The 16691-nt window shown below is 39.9% G+C and carries 13 protein-coding genes; 11 read left to right on the top strand and 2 right to left on the bottom strand.

Annotated features, from left to right (window positions below; translation table 11 throughout):
* Positions 1-193 precede the first annotated feature (193 nt).
* From ABRT01_RS11025 to ABRT01_RS11060, 8 genes are all read left to right on the top strand, one after another.
* Positions 194-1225 (top strand): S66 family peptidase, encoded by a 1032-nt coding sequence (locus ABRT01_RS11025; protein WP_269409514.1) that lies wholly within the window; start codon positions 194-196, stop codon positions 1223-1225.
* Positions 1226-1511: 286 nt separating this feature from the next.
* On the top strand, positions 1512-3647 hold the full coding sequence (locus ABRT01_RS11030; RefSeq protein WP_367747177.1) for a type IA DNA topoisomerase: 2136 nt from the start codon (positions 1512-1514) through the stop codon (positions 3645-3647).
* A 214-nt stretch (positions 3648-3861) separates the two neighbouring features.
* Positions 3862-4068 (top strand): copper chaperone CopZ, encoded by a 207-nt coding sequence (gene copZ, locus ABRT01_RS11035; RefSeq protein WP_269409513.1) that lies wholly within the window; start codon positions 3862-3864, stop codon positions 4066-4068.
* 110 nt (positions 4069-4178) lie between these two features.
* Positions 4179-4772 carry a DUF1541 domain-containing protein gene (locus ABRT01_RS11040; RefSeq protein ID WP_367747147.1) on the top strand — a complete coding sequence of 198 codons (594 nt, stop codon included), beginning with the start codon at positions 4179-4181 and terminating at the stop codon, positions 4770-4772.
* Positions 4773-5247: 475 nt separating this feature from the next.
* A complete protein-coding gene (locus tag ABRT01_RS11045) occupies positions 5248-5703 on the top strand; it encodes a MarR family winged helix-turn-helix transcriptional regulator (protein ID WP_269409511.1) in 456 nt (151 codons plus the stop codon).
* 78 nt (positions 5704-5781) lie between these two features.
* Positions 5782-6768, top strand: a complete 987-nt coding sequence (locus ABRT01_RS11050; protein ID WP_269409510.1) for a ring-cleaving dioxygenase — start codon at positions 5782-5784, stop codon at positions 6766-6768.
* Positions 6769-6820: 52 nt separating this feature from the next.
* Positions 6821-7423 (top strand): alpha/beta hydrolase, encoded by a 603-nt coding sequence (locus ABRT01_RS11055; RefSeq protein WP_269409509.1) that lies wholly within the window; start codon positions 6821-6823, stop codon positions 7421-7423.
* Between the two features lie 211 nt (positions 7424-7634).
* Positions 7635-9206, top strand: coding sequence for an FAD-dependent oxidoreductase (locus ABRT01_RS11060; protein ID WP_269409508.1), 1572 nt, complete (start codon positions 7635-7637; stop codon positions 9204-9206).
* 46 nt (positions 9207-9252) lie between these two features.
* Here the strand turns inward: ABRT01_RS11060 and ABRT01_RS11065 are convergent, their stop codons facing one another.
* Complete coding sequence (locus tag ABRT01_RS11065; RefSeq protein ID WP_269409507.1) at positions 9253-10944, bottom strand: thiamine pyrophosphate-binding protein; 1692 nt, start codon at positions 10942-10944, stop codon at positions 9253-9255.
* Positions 10945-11287: 343 nt separating this feature from the next.
* On the opposite strand from ABRT01_RS11065, the gene ABRT01_RS11070 reads away from it, so the two are divergent.
* On the top strand, positions 11288-13219 hold the full coding sequence (locus ABRT01_RS11070) for a fructose-1,6-bisphosphatase (protein WP_269409506.1): 1932 nt from the start codon (positions 11288-11290) through the stop codon (positions 13217-13219).
* Between the two features lie 142 nt (positions 13220-13361).
* On the opposite strand, the gene ABRT01_RS11075 is transcribed toward ABRT01_RS11070, so the two are convergent.
* The gene (locus ABRT01_RS11075; RefSeq protein WP_269412563.1) at positions 13362-13949 is read right to left on the bottom strand and encodes a TetR/AcrR family transcriptional regulator; all 588 of its coding nucleotides are present in this window, start codon (positions 13947-13949) and stop codon (positions 13362-13364) included.
* A gap of 145 nt (positions 13950-14094) precedes the next feature.
* On the opposite strand from ABRT01_RS11075, the gene ABRT01_RS11080 reads away from it, so the two are divergent.
* Together ABRT01_RS11080 and ABRT01_RS11085 are read left to right on the top strand one after the other, a co-directional pair.
* Positions 14095-15003, top strand: coding sequence for an ABC transporter ATP-binding protein (locus ABRT01_RS11080; protein WP_269409505.1), 909 nt, complete (start codon positions 14095-14097; stop codon positions 15001-15003).
* Between the two features lie 5 nt (positions 15004-15008).
* A complete protein-coding gene (locus tag ABRT01_RS11085) occupies positions 15009-16619 on the top strand; it encodes an ABC transporter permease (RefSeq protein ID WP_269409504.1) in 1611 nt (536 codons plus the stop codon).
* Positions 16620-16691: the final 72 nt, after the last annotated feature.

The raw sequence follows: 16691 nt of genomic DNA on the forward strand, positions 1-16691 counted from the left end.
TTTGCTTCGTTAAAAAATGATATTTATTTTATTTGTTAGAAACTTTTGGCTCAACAACAATTTATGGGGAACATAATCCTGCAAAATTGATTAATAAAGAAGAAAAATCCTAACATCTGTCGTATTTGTTAAGTAGCGATAAGTTAAAATAGAGAATATGTACATTAGGAAAATTCCAGAGAGGTGATCCCGGTTGTTAATAAAACCAGAAAAATTAAGATCAGGGGATAGAATAGCAACAGTAAGCCCTTCTTCGGGCGGGGCTGGTGATTCAAATATTAGATGGCGCTATGATCAAGGTGTTAAAAGATTGGAAACCGTTTTTGGTCTTGAGGTTGTTCCAATGCCAAATAGCTTAAAGGGATCAAATTACCTCTATGAAAACCCACAGTTACGCGCAGAGGATTTGATGACGGCCTTTAAGGATAAGAGCATTAAAGGAATCATTGCAAATATTGGCGGTGAGGATAGTATTCGATTGCTTCCTTATATTGATTTTGATGTGATTCGTGATAACCCGAAGATTTTTATGGGGTATAGCGATGTTACGATTTCTCATTTGTTTTGTCACAAGGCGGGTGTTTCATCTTTTTACGGCCCTGCGGTTTTGACAGATTTTGCTGAAAATGTTGAGATGGATTCATATACGGTTGAAATGATAAGATGGACACTTTTTTCAAATGAGATCATAGGTGACATTCAACCGGCTAAAAAGTGGACAAGCGAGTTTTTGGAATGGGATGAAGTGAATAAATACAAACGGCGTACAATGCAACAAAATTCAGGTTATGAGGTGCTTCAAGGTTCTAAAGTTGTGCAAGGAAGGTTAATAGGTGGTTGTATCGAGACTTTAGAATTCGCGAAAGGAACAGAAATTTGGCCTGAACTATCATACTGGAAGAAAAGTATCATTTTCTTTGAAACCTCGGAGGAAAAACCGGATCCCGGCTTTATAAAAAGGTGGTTACGAAACTATGCTGCACAAGGCATTTTGCAGGTGGTAAGTGGAATTATATTTGGAAAGCCTCAGGATGAACAATATTATGAAGCGTATAAAGGGGTCATTATACAGGTTATGAGAGAGTATGATTTGGAAAATTTGCCGATTCTTTATAACTTGAATTTCGGTCATACGGAGCCAAAGTTTATATTACCATATGGTGCGATCGCAGAAATTAATTGTAGCATGAAGACTTTTTCGATTTTGGAAAATGGCGTTGAATAGGGTAGCTTATTGAAGATCACAGCAACAGGATATGAAGGAAAAGCATCCTCCATTGTCTGAAACCAAAGTTATAAACAATGAAAAAGAGAGATAAATAATTATTTGGCTGGATTGTTTTATTGGGGTTAAGCACCAAAGGGAAGAGTACGAAAAATGATCAGCAAACTACTGTACATTGGAAGAGGAGATTTATGATTATTAAAAATCCCAAGTGCTTGTTCAACCTTAAAAAAGTCGATCAATACTATTACCTTATATAATAAAGGAGATTAACGAAAAATTGGGACTGACATTAGTTTTAGCAGAAAAACCATCCGTAGCAAAAAACATTGCAGATGCCTTAAACATAAAGCATAAACAGGATGGATATTATCAAGGAACAAATTATATTATTACCTGGGCGTTTGGTCACCTGGTTCAACTCTATGATGCGAAAGACTATGACAGTAAAATGGCGCGCTGGAAGCTGGAGAATTTTCCGTTTATCCCGGAAAATTTTAAGTATAAGGTGAAGGGAAATCCAAGAAACAGAGAGCAGGCAGATCCAGGGGCAGCCAAACAACTGAAGGTGATTCACCGGTTAATGCAGCGAACCGATGTCAATAGGATCGTTTCCGCCTGTGACTATGATCGGGAAGGGCAGCTAATTGGTGATAGTATTATTTACCGGGCCAAACCACAAAAGCCTGTATACCGTCTATTATTAAATGAATGGACACTCGATGAAGTACTTCAAGGACTTGAAAATTTGCAACCGAATAAAACCATGCGCCCATTACAAGATGCTGGCGTATCCCGACAATGGGCGGATTGGGTGATTGGTATTAATTTGACCTCCGTTGCTACACTAAAATATCAAAAGGGAAGGGGAAAGGCGCTCAATATTGGTCGAGTGTTATTGCCGACATTGAAAATTATTTATGATCGCGACAAGGAAATTGAAACCTTTAAACCCGAGGATTATTTTAAACTAACTGCGACATTCCAAACCGTCAGCAATCAATCATACGAAGGTACATATATCGAGGAAAAACAAGAAAAATTCAAGGATAAAACGTATCTTGAGCAAGTCCGCCAGCAGATTCAGGAAAAACAAGGGACAATCACCGACAAACAAGTAGAAAAGAAAAAGGAATTTGCCCCGCTCTTATTTAACCTGTCCAATTTACAAGGGTATATCACCAATAAATTCAAGGGCTGGACATCGGATAAGGTGTTAAAAGTTGCTCAAACCTTATATGAAAAGAAATATATTACCTATCCACGAACATCGAGTGTTGCATTGGAGGAAAGTCTAGTCGGCAAAACAGCCAAGGTTCTGAAAACGTTAGCCGAGGATCTGCCCTATAAAGACGAGATAAAGTTCCACAAATCGAAGCGGGTTTTTAACAATGCCAAAGTGGAAAGTCATAGTGCGATTACACCGACTTATGTGAAACCAAAACGGCTGTCTGGTGATGAACAAATCGTGTACACAGCCATTAAAAATCACTTTATCATGCAATTTATGCCGGTGGCGGAATATGAAGAAACGAAACTGGCGACCAAAATCGAGGCGACAAAAGGGTATTTTGCATCCAAAGGAAGGGTTCAACTTGTGGAAGGTTGGAAAAAGGTTGAAAGCATTCAATCCAAGGAGAATCTATTGCCAAATGTTACAGCAGGTGAGCAAGTTAGTTTACTAGAATCCAAGGTTACTTCGCATGTGACCAAACCGCCGAAACAACACACAGAAAAAACACTATTGCGGGTCATGGAAACGTGCGGGAAAAATTATCGGGACGAAGAAGTGGAACAAATTTTAACCGGATTTAGCATTGGAACCCCAGCAACCAGGGCGGAAACCATTAAAAAATTAAAGGATGTTGGCTATATTTCCGGGAAGGGAAAAAACCTTTCATGCACGGAACTGGGACGAAAGCTTGTTGAAACATTTCCGGTAAAAGATTTGTTTGATCTGGAATTTACCGGACGGCTGGAAATGGCACTTGCAGATATTCAAAAAGGCAAGATGAAGAAACAGGAATTCTTGCAGGTTATTTTTGGATTTACTAACAAATCGGTCGCAACCATTAAAGCGGATCAAGATGTGGTGATTCATGAAGTGTCATCCCCATCGAAAACGCTGGAAGTATTGGGCACATGCCCGGAATGCGGTGGGAAAGTCATTGAGGGCAAAAAAGGATTTGGCTGCAGTAATTGGAAAAACGGTTGCAAGTTTGTCATCTGGAAGGATGATAAGTACTTGCAAACGATGAAAAAACGAGCAACTAAGACGATGGTCAAGCAATTATTGAAAAATAAACGCGCCTATGTCAAAGGCTTAACAAGTAAAAAGGGCAATAAATTTAACGCCTATTTGCAGTATGAGAAAAACCCGGATAAGGCGTATTATAGTTGGAAAATGGATTTTGGGAAGTAGCCGAGTGATAAAAACACATTTCAAAGGGTACCCCAGGGGACAGCATCATCTCCTGGGTTTATGCTTGTCATAATTAGTACCGAACATTTTGCTTCCGGAAAGTTACATGAGCACATGCATTGTAAAAGGCAGTATAATATTTAAACTTGACAATACCTAACAGGGGTATGGTAGGATAGAGGAGGTTAAGGAGGTTAAAAAGGGAGGGAAAAAGTTGAAGAAAACGTTAAATGTTCAAGGTATGTCATGCGGTCATTGCAACATGTCAGTTGAGGGTGCAGTACATAAATTGGCTGGTGTATCGGCAGCTGAAGTTAATTTGGAAGCGGGCAGTGTGGATGTTGTCTTTGATGATTCAAGCGTTAATGTTGATGCCATGAAAGAAGTTATTGAAGAACAAGGCTATGATGTTGTAGCCTAATATAAGAATGAAAAGCTGGTATACGGAAATCAGTACTTATATGTAAAAGATTGAAGGCATGATAAAAAATAAGCCATGGTAGGAATTTATTCAGGTGGAGGTAAGTGATAATGAAAATAAAAAAATCACTCATTGGGTTAGTTTCTTTAATGATGGTTTTTGTTTTGGCGGCTTGTACAGGAAATGATGAAACGTCACCCGAAGATAATGCAGATATGAATAAAGGAAAGTCTGATTCCATGGAAGAAGAAATGGACCATTCCGGTATGGATCATTCAAGTTCAGGTGAAGTTCCGGAAGATTTAACTGTTGCAGAAAACCCAACCTACCCAGTCGGGAGTCAAGCAGTTATGTATGCGGACCACATGAAAGGAATGGATGGTGCCACAGCAACCGTTACTGGGGCATTTGAGACAACTGTTTATGCCGTTTCTTATACCCCCACGACTGGTGGAGAGCCAGTAGAGAATCATAAATGGGTTATTCATGAAGAGATTAAAAATGCCGGAAAAGAGCCATTTGAAGCTGGAGATGAAGTAGAATTAACTGCCGATCATATGGAAGGAATGGATGGCGCCACCGCTACGATTGATTCAGCAGAACAAACAACCGTTTATATGGTGAGCTACACGGATACGGAGACTGGTAAGGAAGTGGAAAATCATAAATGGGTGACGGAAGAAGAACTTTCACCGGTGAAATAAATTCATAGGGAACGATAAGCATTCTTATAGGACGAGAAATGCCTCCTGCTGTGGATGTGAAGACTATGATGTAAGGCAACACAGCAAGTAACATCAATTGGGTTTCGGAGGAATAAATATGGAGTGTACAAATATCAATATTGTGGTATACAGTAATTAGAAAGTCATATATTATGAAAAACCGCACCATGCTTCCAACATGGCGCGGCTACAATAAGACCAAACCCCAGCAAGAGGGGCTAGGCAGAAGGTGAAAATAATCCCTCAAGGCCCGCTAAAGCGCATGAGGGATTATTTTTTGTTCTGCCCGTATAACAGTTATTTCTTTTCATCGAAATGGCGAATAGGAATAACCTGTCCTGGATCAGCTTGAAAGGTTACCATTTCACTTTATACAAAACCTGGTAAGAGGCTGTTGACAAATCAACTGATTGGCCATATAATTGCTTCGAATTCGAGATAAATAAGGGAAGGAATGGTATGTGTGGATAAGATTCAACAAGAGGAAGAATTGTCTTTGAAGCTATTTGTTGTTTTGACCCGGGCTTTGGAATCAATAAACAAGCGTGTCGAAGAAGATATAAAATGTTTGGGATTAAACCCGACTGAATTTGCTGTACTTGAGCTCATTTACAGTAAAGGCGAACAGCCAATCCAAAAAATTGGTGAAAAGGTATTGATTGCGAGTAGCAGTATTACGTATGTAGTAGATAAGCTGGAGAAGAAAAATTTATTAAAAAGAAAACCTTGTCCCAAGGATCGACGTGTCACGTATGCGGCAATCACAACAGCCGGTACTGAGTTAATGGATGATGTTTTTCCTAAGCATCAATTGGCTCTAAATGAAATCTGTGCGGGCTTGGATAGTAATGAAAAAAAGGTGATGATTGAACAACTAAAAAAGTTAGGATATCATGCACAGAATTTATAATTTTATTACACCCAACTATCTCGAATTCATAATATATGAAATAAGAATTTTTTTAAATAAGCATTGGAGGATTTCATTATGGAAAATTTAAAAGGTATACATCACGTAACAGCAATTACAAGCAGTGCAGAAAAAAACTATGAATTCTTTACGTATGTTTTAGGAATGCGACTAGTTAAAAAAACAGTAAATCAGGACGATATTCAAACGTATCATTTGTTTTTTGCGGATGACAAAGGGAGCGCGGGAACAGACATGACGTTTTTTGATTTTCCGGGCATTCCAAAAGGGGTTCATGGTACAAATGAGATTGCCAAAACATCCTTCCGTGTGCCGAACGATCAAGCCCTGGATTATTGGGTGAAACGTTTTGATCGTCTTCAAGTAAAACACACGGGGATAAAAGAGCAGTTTGGGAAAAAGACACTTTCATTTGTCGACTTTGATGACCAACAATATCAGTTAATCTCTGATGAAAACAATAAAGGTGTCGCAGCAGGAACGCCATGGCAAAAAGGCCCCATTCCTTTAGAATTTGCGATTACGGGATTAGGACCCATTGTTGTCCGTGTCGATAATATAGATTACTTTAAAGAATTAATGGAGAAAGTTTTATTGTTTAAGGAAGTTGCCAAAGAGGGTTCGTTCCATTTATTCGAAGTAGGGGAAGGCGGAAATGGTGCACAGGTTATTGTGGAGTATAATGCTGTTCTGCCACGTGCACAGCAGGGTTATGGAACGGTTCACCATGCAGCCTTCCGTGTGAATGACCGTACAGGACTGGATGAATGGATGAAGCGAATGCAGTCATTCCGTTTGCCAAACTCTGGTTATGTAGAACGGTATTATTTTGGATCATTGTATACAAATGTGTATCCGCAAATCTTGTTTGAAATTGCGACAGATGGTCCTGGGTTTATGGGTGACGAACCGTACGAAACACTTGGAGAAAAATTGTCATTACCACCGTTCTTTGAATCAAAGCGCGATGAAATTGAAAAGTTGGTTCGTCTCATTAACACAGTTAGAAGTACAAAGGAATTTGTCAAAGAATATGAGGACTAAAATAATCGGATGACAGATCCCAATCGGGGTTAAATAGAGAGGAGTGAAATGGATGAAACATATTTTTAAAGAAGGAAATGATCCATCAAAACCGACATTGCTATTGTTGCATGGTACTGGAGGCACCGAACATGACCTTCTGCCTCTTGCAGATAAAATTGATCCAGATGCCAATATTTTAAGTGTAAGGGGAAATGTCCTTGAAAATAGAATGCCACGCTTTTTCAAGAGATTGGCTGAAGGTGTATTTGATGAAGAAGATTTAGTATTCCGTACAAAAGAATTAAATGAATTTCTGGATGAAGCGGCTGAGAACTATGCATTTGACCGTGGCCATATTCTTGCATTAGGGTATTCCAATGGTGCTAATATCGCAGCAAGTTTACTGTTCCATGATCGGGATGCATTGTCGGGAGCAATTTTACATCATCCCATGGTTCCAAGGAAAGGTATGCAGTTACCAGATTTATCAGATAAAAACGTATTTATTGCTGCTGGTACCCATGATCCTATTGTCCCGCCACAGGAAGCGGAGGAATTGAAATCCTTGTTGGCAGGTGCAGGTGCCAAGGTAGAACTTCATTGGAAAAATGGCGGACATCAGTTGACTTTAAATGAAGTGGAGGCTGCGAGTGCGTGGTATAAGCATGTTTAATTAATCACCTTGTATAAAATAAGTGGTGGAAAATGATAAGGAAGGGAATCACAAAAATTGATACCAGAATCATTTCTAATATCTCGAAAACAAGAAATATGAAATCAGTATATTGTAGAATTCTCTGGCATCATTCTTGTTTTTTACTCCTATGTATAGCACCTTGTTCAAGGGAAAACCTAACCGTATAAACATACTAGGAGGAATTTTTATGCCGGGAAATGAAAATGGGAAAATACCAGAGACGTCCAGATCCTATTGGACAGATGCAATTGATTTGCCAAAGTTCCCTCGTTTGGAGGAAAATATGCAGGTTGATGTGGTCATTGTTGGGGGAGGGATCACTGGGATCACGTCCGCCTATCTGCTCATTAATGAAGGTTACAAGGTTGCGCTCCTTGAGGCTGATAAATTATTACACGGAACTACCGGACATACCACCGCGAAAATCACGGCCCAACATGATATCATTTACGATGAATTGATCCAAAATATTGGTAAAGAAAAGGCAAAAAAGTATTATCAAGCCAATATAGAGGCACTTCAATTTATTCAAGAAACGGTGGAGCAACAGCACATTGATTGTGGCTTTAGCAAACAGGATGCCTATATGTACGCCACTACGGATGAATATGCAAACAAACTGGAAAAAGAGGCAAAGGCCTATGAAAAGCTTGGGATTGATGGCGAGCTGATTGAGACCATTCCTGTTGATATAGAGGTGGAAAATGGGCTGGTGATGAAAAATCAGGCACAGTTTCATCCGATAAAATATCTTACCCACCTTGTTAATGTCATCAAAGAAAAGGGTGGACACATTTTTGAGCATACGACAGCGGTAAATGTGGAGACGGGCAAACAAACCAAAGTTTTGACACGGGATGGGCAGGAGGTCGCAGCGGATTATGTACTGGCTTGTTCACACTTTCCATTTTATGAAGGAGCAGGGTTTTATTCCGCCAGAATGTATGCGGATCGTTCCTATATTTTGGCGGCCAAACCGAAGAAGGAGTTTCCCGGTGGCATGTATATTAGTGCCGGTAAGCCAACCCGCTCCCTTCGTTCTGTCAAAATAGACGGGGAGGATATGATACTGATTGTCGGGGAAAGTCATCGAACCGGTAAAGATGAGGATACGATGAAACATTACCAGGCCTTGGAAGATTTTGGCCAACAACAATTTGGACTGGATGAAATTGTTTATCGCTGGTCGGCACAGGATCTTGTCACCTTGGATAAAGTTCCTTATATCGGCAATGTAACGTCTGATCAGCCGAATGTTTTGGTTGCGACAGGTTATAGGAAGTGGGGTATGTCCAATGGAACTGCTGCCGCATTACTGTTAAAAGACACGGTGATGGGCAAAGAGAATCCTTATCACGACTTATATACACCATCACGCTTTCATGCCGATCCAAGCCTGAAAAACTTTTTAGTTGATAATGCGAAGGTTGCCGGTCATTTAATCAAAGGTAAACTGGGCATCCCAGACAAAAAGATTCGCGACTTATCCAATGGTGAAGGAGCGGCTATCACCGTAAAAGGGGAAAGAAAAGGTGCCTATAAAGATGAACAAGGAAACGTTTATGTCGTTGATACAACCTGTACCCATGTTGGGTGTGAGGTAGAATGGAACGATGCCGAACGGACGTGGGATTGCCCATGTCATGGTTCGAGATTTACGTATACTGGAGAAGTTGTCGAAGGTCCCGCGGAAACACCACTTAAGCAATATGATTATTATATGATCGATAATCTTACTTCAGAGGACTCAGGCTATTGATTGCATACAAAAAAACCTCCTTATTTTGGAAGGTTTTTTTGTATGATTATTTTTTTACATGATTAGGGAAATCTTCAGGCATGGGCTCATCCCACCGATTGAGCGTATTCATTCCTTTTAAAATCTTCGTATGAGGTAGGATAGAAGCGCTGCAGTGAATGTCAACAACTGACGTCTGCTTGGATTGTAATGCGCGATGAAGGGCCGGAACCAGCTCCTCATTTTTTTCTACCCGTTCTCCTTCTGCACCCATTGATTTTGCCATTGCTGCATAATCCGGATTCGGTATTTGTGATCCATCCTTGTTCAGCTCTTCAACAACCATACGGCTCGTTTCCATAAAATAGGCATGATTATTGATGATAATCAATGTTAGTGGAAGTTTATAGGTAACCGCTGTAATCAAATCAATGATTGAATGGGCAACACCACCATCGCCGGCGATACAAACCACTTGGCGCTCGGGGTGCTCCAATTGTGCTGCAATACCCGCTGGCAATGCAAAACCAAGTGTGCGCCATGTACCGGAAACGAGCAATTCCTGTCCACGGTATTGGAAAATCCGTTCCAGCCAAAGTGTATGATCCCCTGTATCTACAGCCATTACCGCTCCCGGATGGATGCACTGACCCAGTTCGGCAAAAACACGGGCAGGGGAAATCTGATCTGATTCTTCCTTGATTTCTGATTGAATTTGCTGATTCCAACGTTGCTTTTTTTCCTGAATTTCTTGAACATAGGCTTGATTGGTATTCGTTTCGATTTGTTCCGTTAATGTGGGAATAATCTGCGCCAGATCACCGGCTAATGAATCTTTGACTGGGTGACTGCGTCCAATGTTTTCCGGTGTGGCATCCAATTGTATGATTGGGATGGAAGCTGGAATATAATCATGCGGCCACCAGGTCGCCCCAAGAATCACACACAAATCTGCCTGTTCCAGCAATTCTCTTGAAATATCTGTTCCAGCCTGGCCCAAACCTCCCAGAAAAAGTGGGTGGTCATTCGCGATAAATGGTTTTGCCGGCATCGTTACCATTATCGGAGCCTGTAGTTTCTCCGCAAATCCAATAGCCTCTGTCTGCGCGTACTGAATGCCGCGACCAGCAAGAATGATGGGGCGTTGTGCTTTGTTAATAGCATTCGCCACCCGCTGGATATCCATTGGTTGGGGTTGTGGTAATGTTTTTGTTGGCAGCGGATAAAAATCGCCATTCACAGGCAATGTCCAAATATCTTTCGGTACAGATAGATGTGCCACACCGCCTTTACCAAGTGCTGTTTTCATGGCGATATTTAGTAGTTTAGGAAAGGAATGGCTATCCGTGACCAGGGAAGAATACTCAGCAAGCGGTGCGATCAACTGCTGCTGATTAATATCCTGGACAGCCCCCGTACCAATTTGTGTCCGTTGTACTTGCCCGGTGATCACTAGAACAGGAGCCTTATCCCGCCAAGCATCAGCCAACCCATTAAGCAGCACGGTAATACCGGGGCCAGAAGTTGCAGTGCATACCGACATTTTTCCTGTTAGTTTGGCCTCCGCACTGGCCATCAATGCTGCGTTCATTTCATGCCTGCAAGCAACGTATTGAATGTTCTGCTGATTTCCCAATTCGTCCAATAAAAATAGAATGCCGTCACCAATTACACCATAAATTCGTTTGACACCCCATTGCGTAAGTTGCTGAATCAAATGCTGGGCAACATTCCTATTACTGCTCAATTCATCTGTCATGCTCATCATTCCTTCTATAGGATAATTGTCACCTTTATTGTGTAGGAAGATGGAAATTATATACTTCTTCTGTGGGATAGGACAAGGGGGACAGGCACCTTATCCTACTATATTTTGGGAACAGATGATAAAAGTGCAGAAATCGCCGTAAAGAGTCAGAAAACCGCCGATAAATTTTGCCACGTATTTAACTAGTTGGTAACCCCCGGCCTCTGAGCGTGCGTATATAAAAGACTATGATAAACAGGTGGAGCTATCCACAAAAAATCTACTGCAAAATGCCGACAAAAGTGTTATACTAATTAAAAAGTAATGTGACATAATTAAAGGGGGATATGGACGGTTGAATACGAAGTACCTGGATTTATTATCAGAGAAATTCGATAGCGAAGAAAAAGTAGTAACAGAAATAATTAATTTAGAATCCATTCTCGAGTTGCCCAAAGGTACAGAGCATTTTGTCAGTGACTTGCATGGGGAGTACCAAGCATTTCAGCATGTTTTACGTAATGGTTCGGGTAAGGTAAGAGAAAAAATAACGGATATTTTTCAAAATAGTTTGTCAGAAGAAGAGATTACAGAATTTGTAACCCTTGTCTACTATCCCGAGGAGAAATTAAAGCTGATTATCAATCAATACAATTCCAAAGCAGAGTTAAATGAATGGTATACAGCTAAAATTCAGCAAATGATTGATTTAATTTCCTATGCCTCCTCTAAATATACTCGCTCCAAGCTTCGTAAGGCGTTACCAAAACAGTTCGTGTATATTATCGAGGAGCTGCTTTATAAAAGTAATGAGTATAACAACAAGAAAACATATTATGAAAAAATTGTTCAACAAATTATTTCCCTCGGACAGGCAGATAAATTAATTATTGGCTTATCGTATACAACTCAGCGCCTCGTTGTTGATCATTTGCATGTTGTCGGTGATATTTATGATCGTGGGCCGGAACCGGATAAAATTATGGAGACATTAATTCAATATCATTCTGTCGATATTCAATGGGGAAATCACGATGTCCTATGGATTGGAGCATATGCCGGTTCAAAAGTATGCCTTGCAAATATTCTGCGGATTTGTGCCCGCTATGATAATTTGAATATTATTGAGGATGCTTATGGGATTAATCTGCGCCCATTACTGAACCTGGCCGAAAAATATTATGATGATAATCCTGCTTTTCGACCAAAGAAGCATTCGGATAAGGAAATTTCAGAGCAGGAAATGAGACAAATTACAAAAATTCATCAAGCAATTGCTATTATTCAATTCAAACTGGAAAGCCCGATTATTAAACGACGGTCCTTTTTTAATATGGAAGAAAGATTAGTATTGGAAAAAGTGGATTATGAGAACGAGGAAGTGACAATCTATGGAAAAACCTATCCATTAGAGAATACATGCTTCTCCACGATCGATCCAGCAAATCCAGCAAAGCTGCTCAAGGAGGAAGAGGAAGTAATCAATAAGCTTTTACTTTCTGTTCAGCAATCAGAGAAGCTCAAGAGACATATGAACTTTTTAATGAAAAAAGGCAGTCTTTATTTAAAATATAATGGAAATCTCTTGATTCATGGCTGTATTCCCGTTGATGAAAAAGGGAATATGGAAGAAATGGAGATTGAAGGACAATCCTATAAAGGCCGTGAACTACTTGATCAGTTTGAAAAATATTTGCGGCAAGCCTTTGCGGATAAAGAAACAACGGATGATCTTGCTACTGATATGGTTTGGTATTTGTGGACAGGAGAATATTCCTCATTATTTGGCAAACGGGCAATGACCACATTCGAGCGCTATTTTATTAAAGATAAAGCATCGCATAAAGAAAAGAAAAATCCATATTATTACTTACGGGAAGACATCGATATGTGCAAGAAAGTGCTTAAGGAATTCGATCTGGATCCAAGCCAGGGTCATATTATTAACGGACACACACCGGTAAAGGAAATCGATGGGGAAGATCCAATCAAGGCGAATGGAAAAATGATTGTCATTGATGGCGGTTTTTCAAAAGCATATCAATCAACTACCGGAATCGCTGGGTATACGTTATTGTACAACTCTTTCGGCATGCAGCTGGTTGCACATCAGCACTTTAATTCTAAAGCGGATGTATTATTAAATGGTGCAGATGTTTTATCTGTCCGCCGGGTTGTGGATAAAGAATTGGAACGGAAAAAAGTTAGGGAAACAAACATTGGTGCCAAGCTCCAAGAGGAAATTGAAATGCTTCATGAACTTATGGCTTACCGTTATATTAATTAATAGAAACAAGCCGGGTGAAAATTTCATCTGGCTTGTTTTTGCTGTTATTTTCTGGGTTATCTTGCATGTTAAGTAAGGGGACAAGTTTCTGGAATATCCAATGCCATTTGCACAAAAAATACAGGACTACACGCAACTGTTCCTAATCTTCTCCTTTTCCAACGATGCCGTAAAAGAATAGCTTGGTAAGATCCTCTGCTATGGGAAGCGCCATTTTAGCAACCTCCTCACGTTGTAGGTACTCCTGAAACATCTGCATATAAAATAAGATTGATTCATTTGAAATTGATGAATCAATATAGCCCTGTTTCCTTCCTTCATCGAAAAATTGAATAAGGAGCGGCAGTGCTTCATTCTTGTATATTTCTTCAACATAGCTTTGTCCGCTGGCGTAATCTTTCATAAAATCTTGAAAAAACCGTTCACTCATCTGTTTGGTTGCCATACTTTTTTCAAATATAATCTTTTTTATTTTTTCATTAAATGGAAGGTCACTGTTCAGGAATTGTTTCTGTTCATCCCATACTTGATCGACATAAAACTTAAAGACGAAACGAACCAAATTATCTTTGCTTTCAAAGTAATTATAGATAGTGACTTGAGATACATGTGCCTTGTTGGCTATCTCGGCAATCGATACCTTTTGTATACCGTATTCCATAAATAAGGCTAATGCCGCCTTTAATATATCGTTTTTCTTTTGTATTCTGCGTTTTTCAAAACCATCCACTTCATTCACCTCAATGTAAGTTTAATAAAATTTATGTAATAAAACAACAAAAATAGTTCATAAACTGTTGCCAAGAAGATTGTTTTTGTATATTATGAACTATATAGATCAAAATATTTCATAATTGAGGGTGGGAGAAAGAAATATGCCTATTTTAAAAGCAAGTCATTTATCAAAAAGGTTCGGCAAGTTTACTGCATTGGATGGTGTAAGTATGGAGGTGAATGAGGGGGAGGTGTATGGTTTTATAGGGCCGAATGGAGCAGGGAAATCAACAACCATTCGAATATTACTGGGTATGTTAAAGGCCACACAGGGAAAGGCTACAATTTTTGGTAAAGATGTTTGGAACGATGCGGTTGATATTCATAAGCGTATTGCTTACGTGCCAGGTGATGTGAATCTATGGCCGAATCTTACGGGTGGGGAAGTGATTGATCTTTTTATCAAAATGAATGGAGGTACCGATCATAAAAAACGGCAAAACTTAATAAGGAAGTTTGATTTTGATCCAACGAAAAAGTGCAGGGCGTATTCGAAAGGGAATAGACAAAAGGTTGCCTTAATAGCTGCATTCGCATTGGATGCGGATTTTTATATTTTAGATGAGCCAACTTCAGGGCTCGACCCCTTGATGGAAAATATCTTCCAGGAATGTGTATTAGATGCCAAAAAAGCAGGTAAAAGTGTACTGCTTTCCAGTCATATTTTATCGGAGGTAGAAAAATTATGCGACCGGGTAGGGATTATTCGCCAAGGTAAGATGGTTGAAACAGGAACATTGGATGAACTGAGACATTTAACCCGTACCAATTTAACGATAAAAACAAAAGAACCAATTGCCTCTCTTACTGAACAAAAGGGGATTCATCATTTGCAAGAGAAAGATTCAGAGATTACATTTCAAGTGGATACAGAGGAAATGGATGCAATAATCCGGTACATTAGCAAATTTGGTATTTTAAAATTAGAAAGCGCCCCACCAACATTAGAGGATTTATTTATGCGGCATTATCAGGAAACTCCGCACATCAATGCCAGAGTGGAGGGGTAGTCATTATGAACAAGTGTTATTTTAACGGAACACAGCAATTAACCGTATTCATTTTTAAACAACTACGGGTTAAAATTCTTATTTGGCTCATTAGCCTGATAGGAATTACCTTGTCGGTTGCCGCTGCTTATCAAAGCATTTACAAGGATGAGCAATCAAGGCAAGCTATTTTTCTAACAATGGATAATCCAGCAATGGTGTCGATGCTCGGACCGGGTTATGACATGGAGGATTATTTACATTCAATCGGTGCGATGTTTGCCAATGAAATGTTACTTTTTACAGCAATTGCAGTTGCTATCATGAATATTTTAATTGTAACACGTGCTACCCGTGGCGATGAAGAGGATGGTCGTTTGGAAATGATTCGGGCTCTACCAGTTGGCCGCCTATCCAGTTTAAGCGCAGTAATGATTGGCGTCGTAGCAACCAATGTTTTACTGGCGATTTTGACAGGGATTGGTTTAGCATCGCTAGGGATAGAGGGTATGAATATTGAAGGTTGTTTCTTGTATGGTTTCATTTTGGGTGCAACAGGACTTCTGTTTGCTGCCTTTACTGCAGTGTTTGCCCAAACCTCAGAAACTTCAAGAGGAACCACGATGTGTGCTTTCATGGTTTTAATAATAGCTTACCTTGTTCGCGCAATAGGAGATGTAAGCAGTGATACACTGTCATGGATATCACCACTTGGCTGGACTGTCAGGTCTGACGTTTTCAGCGATAATGATTGGTTACCGGTTATATTGTTATTCATATTTGCCATCGTGTTTGGAGTGGTTGCCTTCTGCTTACATGCCATTCGTGATTTAGGGTCGGGATTTATATCGGCACGAAAAGGTAAAACGCATGCCTCAGCTTTTTTACAAACACCAATCGGCCTTACGCTAAGGTTACAGCGTACAAATATCATCGCTTGGTCAATTGGGCTGTTGGCGCTCAGTGCATCTTTTGGAGCGATATTGGGTGATTTGGAGACATATTTTTCCGATATCGAACTGGTGCAGGCATTTGTAGACATGAAGTCAGATGCTACGATGACTGAACAGTTTATCACATTATTAATGGCAATTATGTCATTGATAAGCCTCATTCCCGTCATAATGGTAGGATTAAGATTAAAAGGAGAGGAAACCAGGAATCTCACAGAAAATATATATAGTCGTGCGGTATCTCGAACGCGTGTGTTGGGAACGTATTGTTTGCTGGCGGTTGCAGTTAGTTTTACCATGCAATCACTTGTTGCATTAGGATTATGGTCGGCTGGCGTAGTGGTGATGGATGAAGGTTTATCTTTTGGTACAACTTTTGCATCCGCCTATGTTTATTTACCGGCGATATGGACTGTGGTTGGCCTTGTTATTGTTTTAATCGGGATCATCCCGAAATATGCTGAATTGATTTGGCTTTATGTAGTCTATTGTTTCATTGTCATCTATCTTGGTGAATTGCTTGATTTTCCGGAGTGGATGAATCATATTTCCGTTTTTGCATATATCCCGCAAATTCCCGTCGATGATATGAATTTTCTGGCGTTGATGGGTTTAACGTTGAGTTCTATTGTATTAACTATCATTGGATCGATGGGTTATAATAAGCGTGATATTGTTGGATAGTTTTTGGATGTTTGGAAAAAGCTGATCGCTCATTAACGGATTGATAGATATTATTTGATTAATGGAGACCTT

The sequence above is a fragment of the Lentibacillus sp. L22 genome (assembly GCF_040812445.1).
Lineage (GTDB): Bacteria > Bacillota > Bacilli > Bacillales > Amphibacillaceae > Lentibacillus_C > Lentibacillus_C daqui.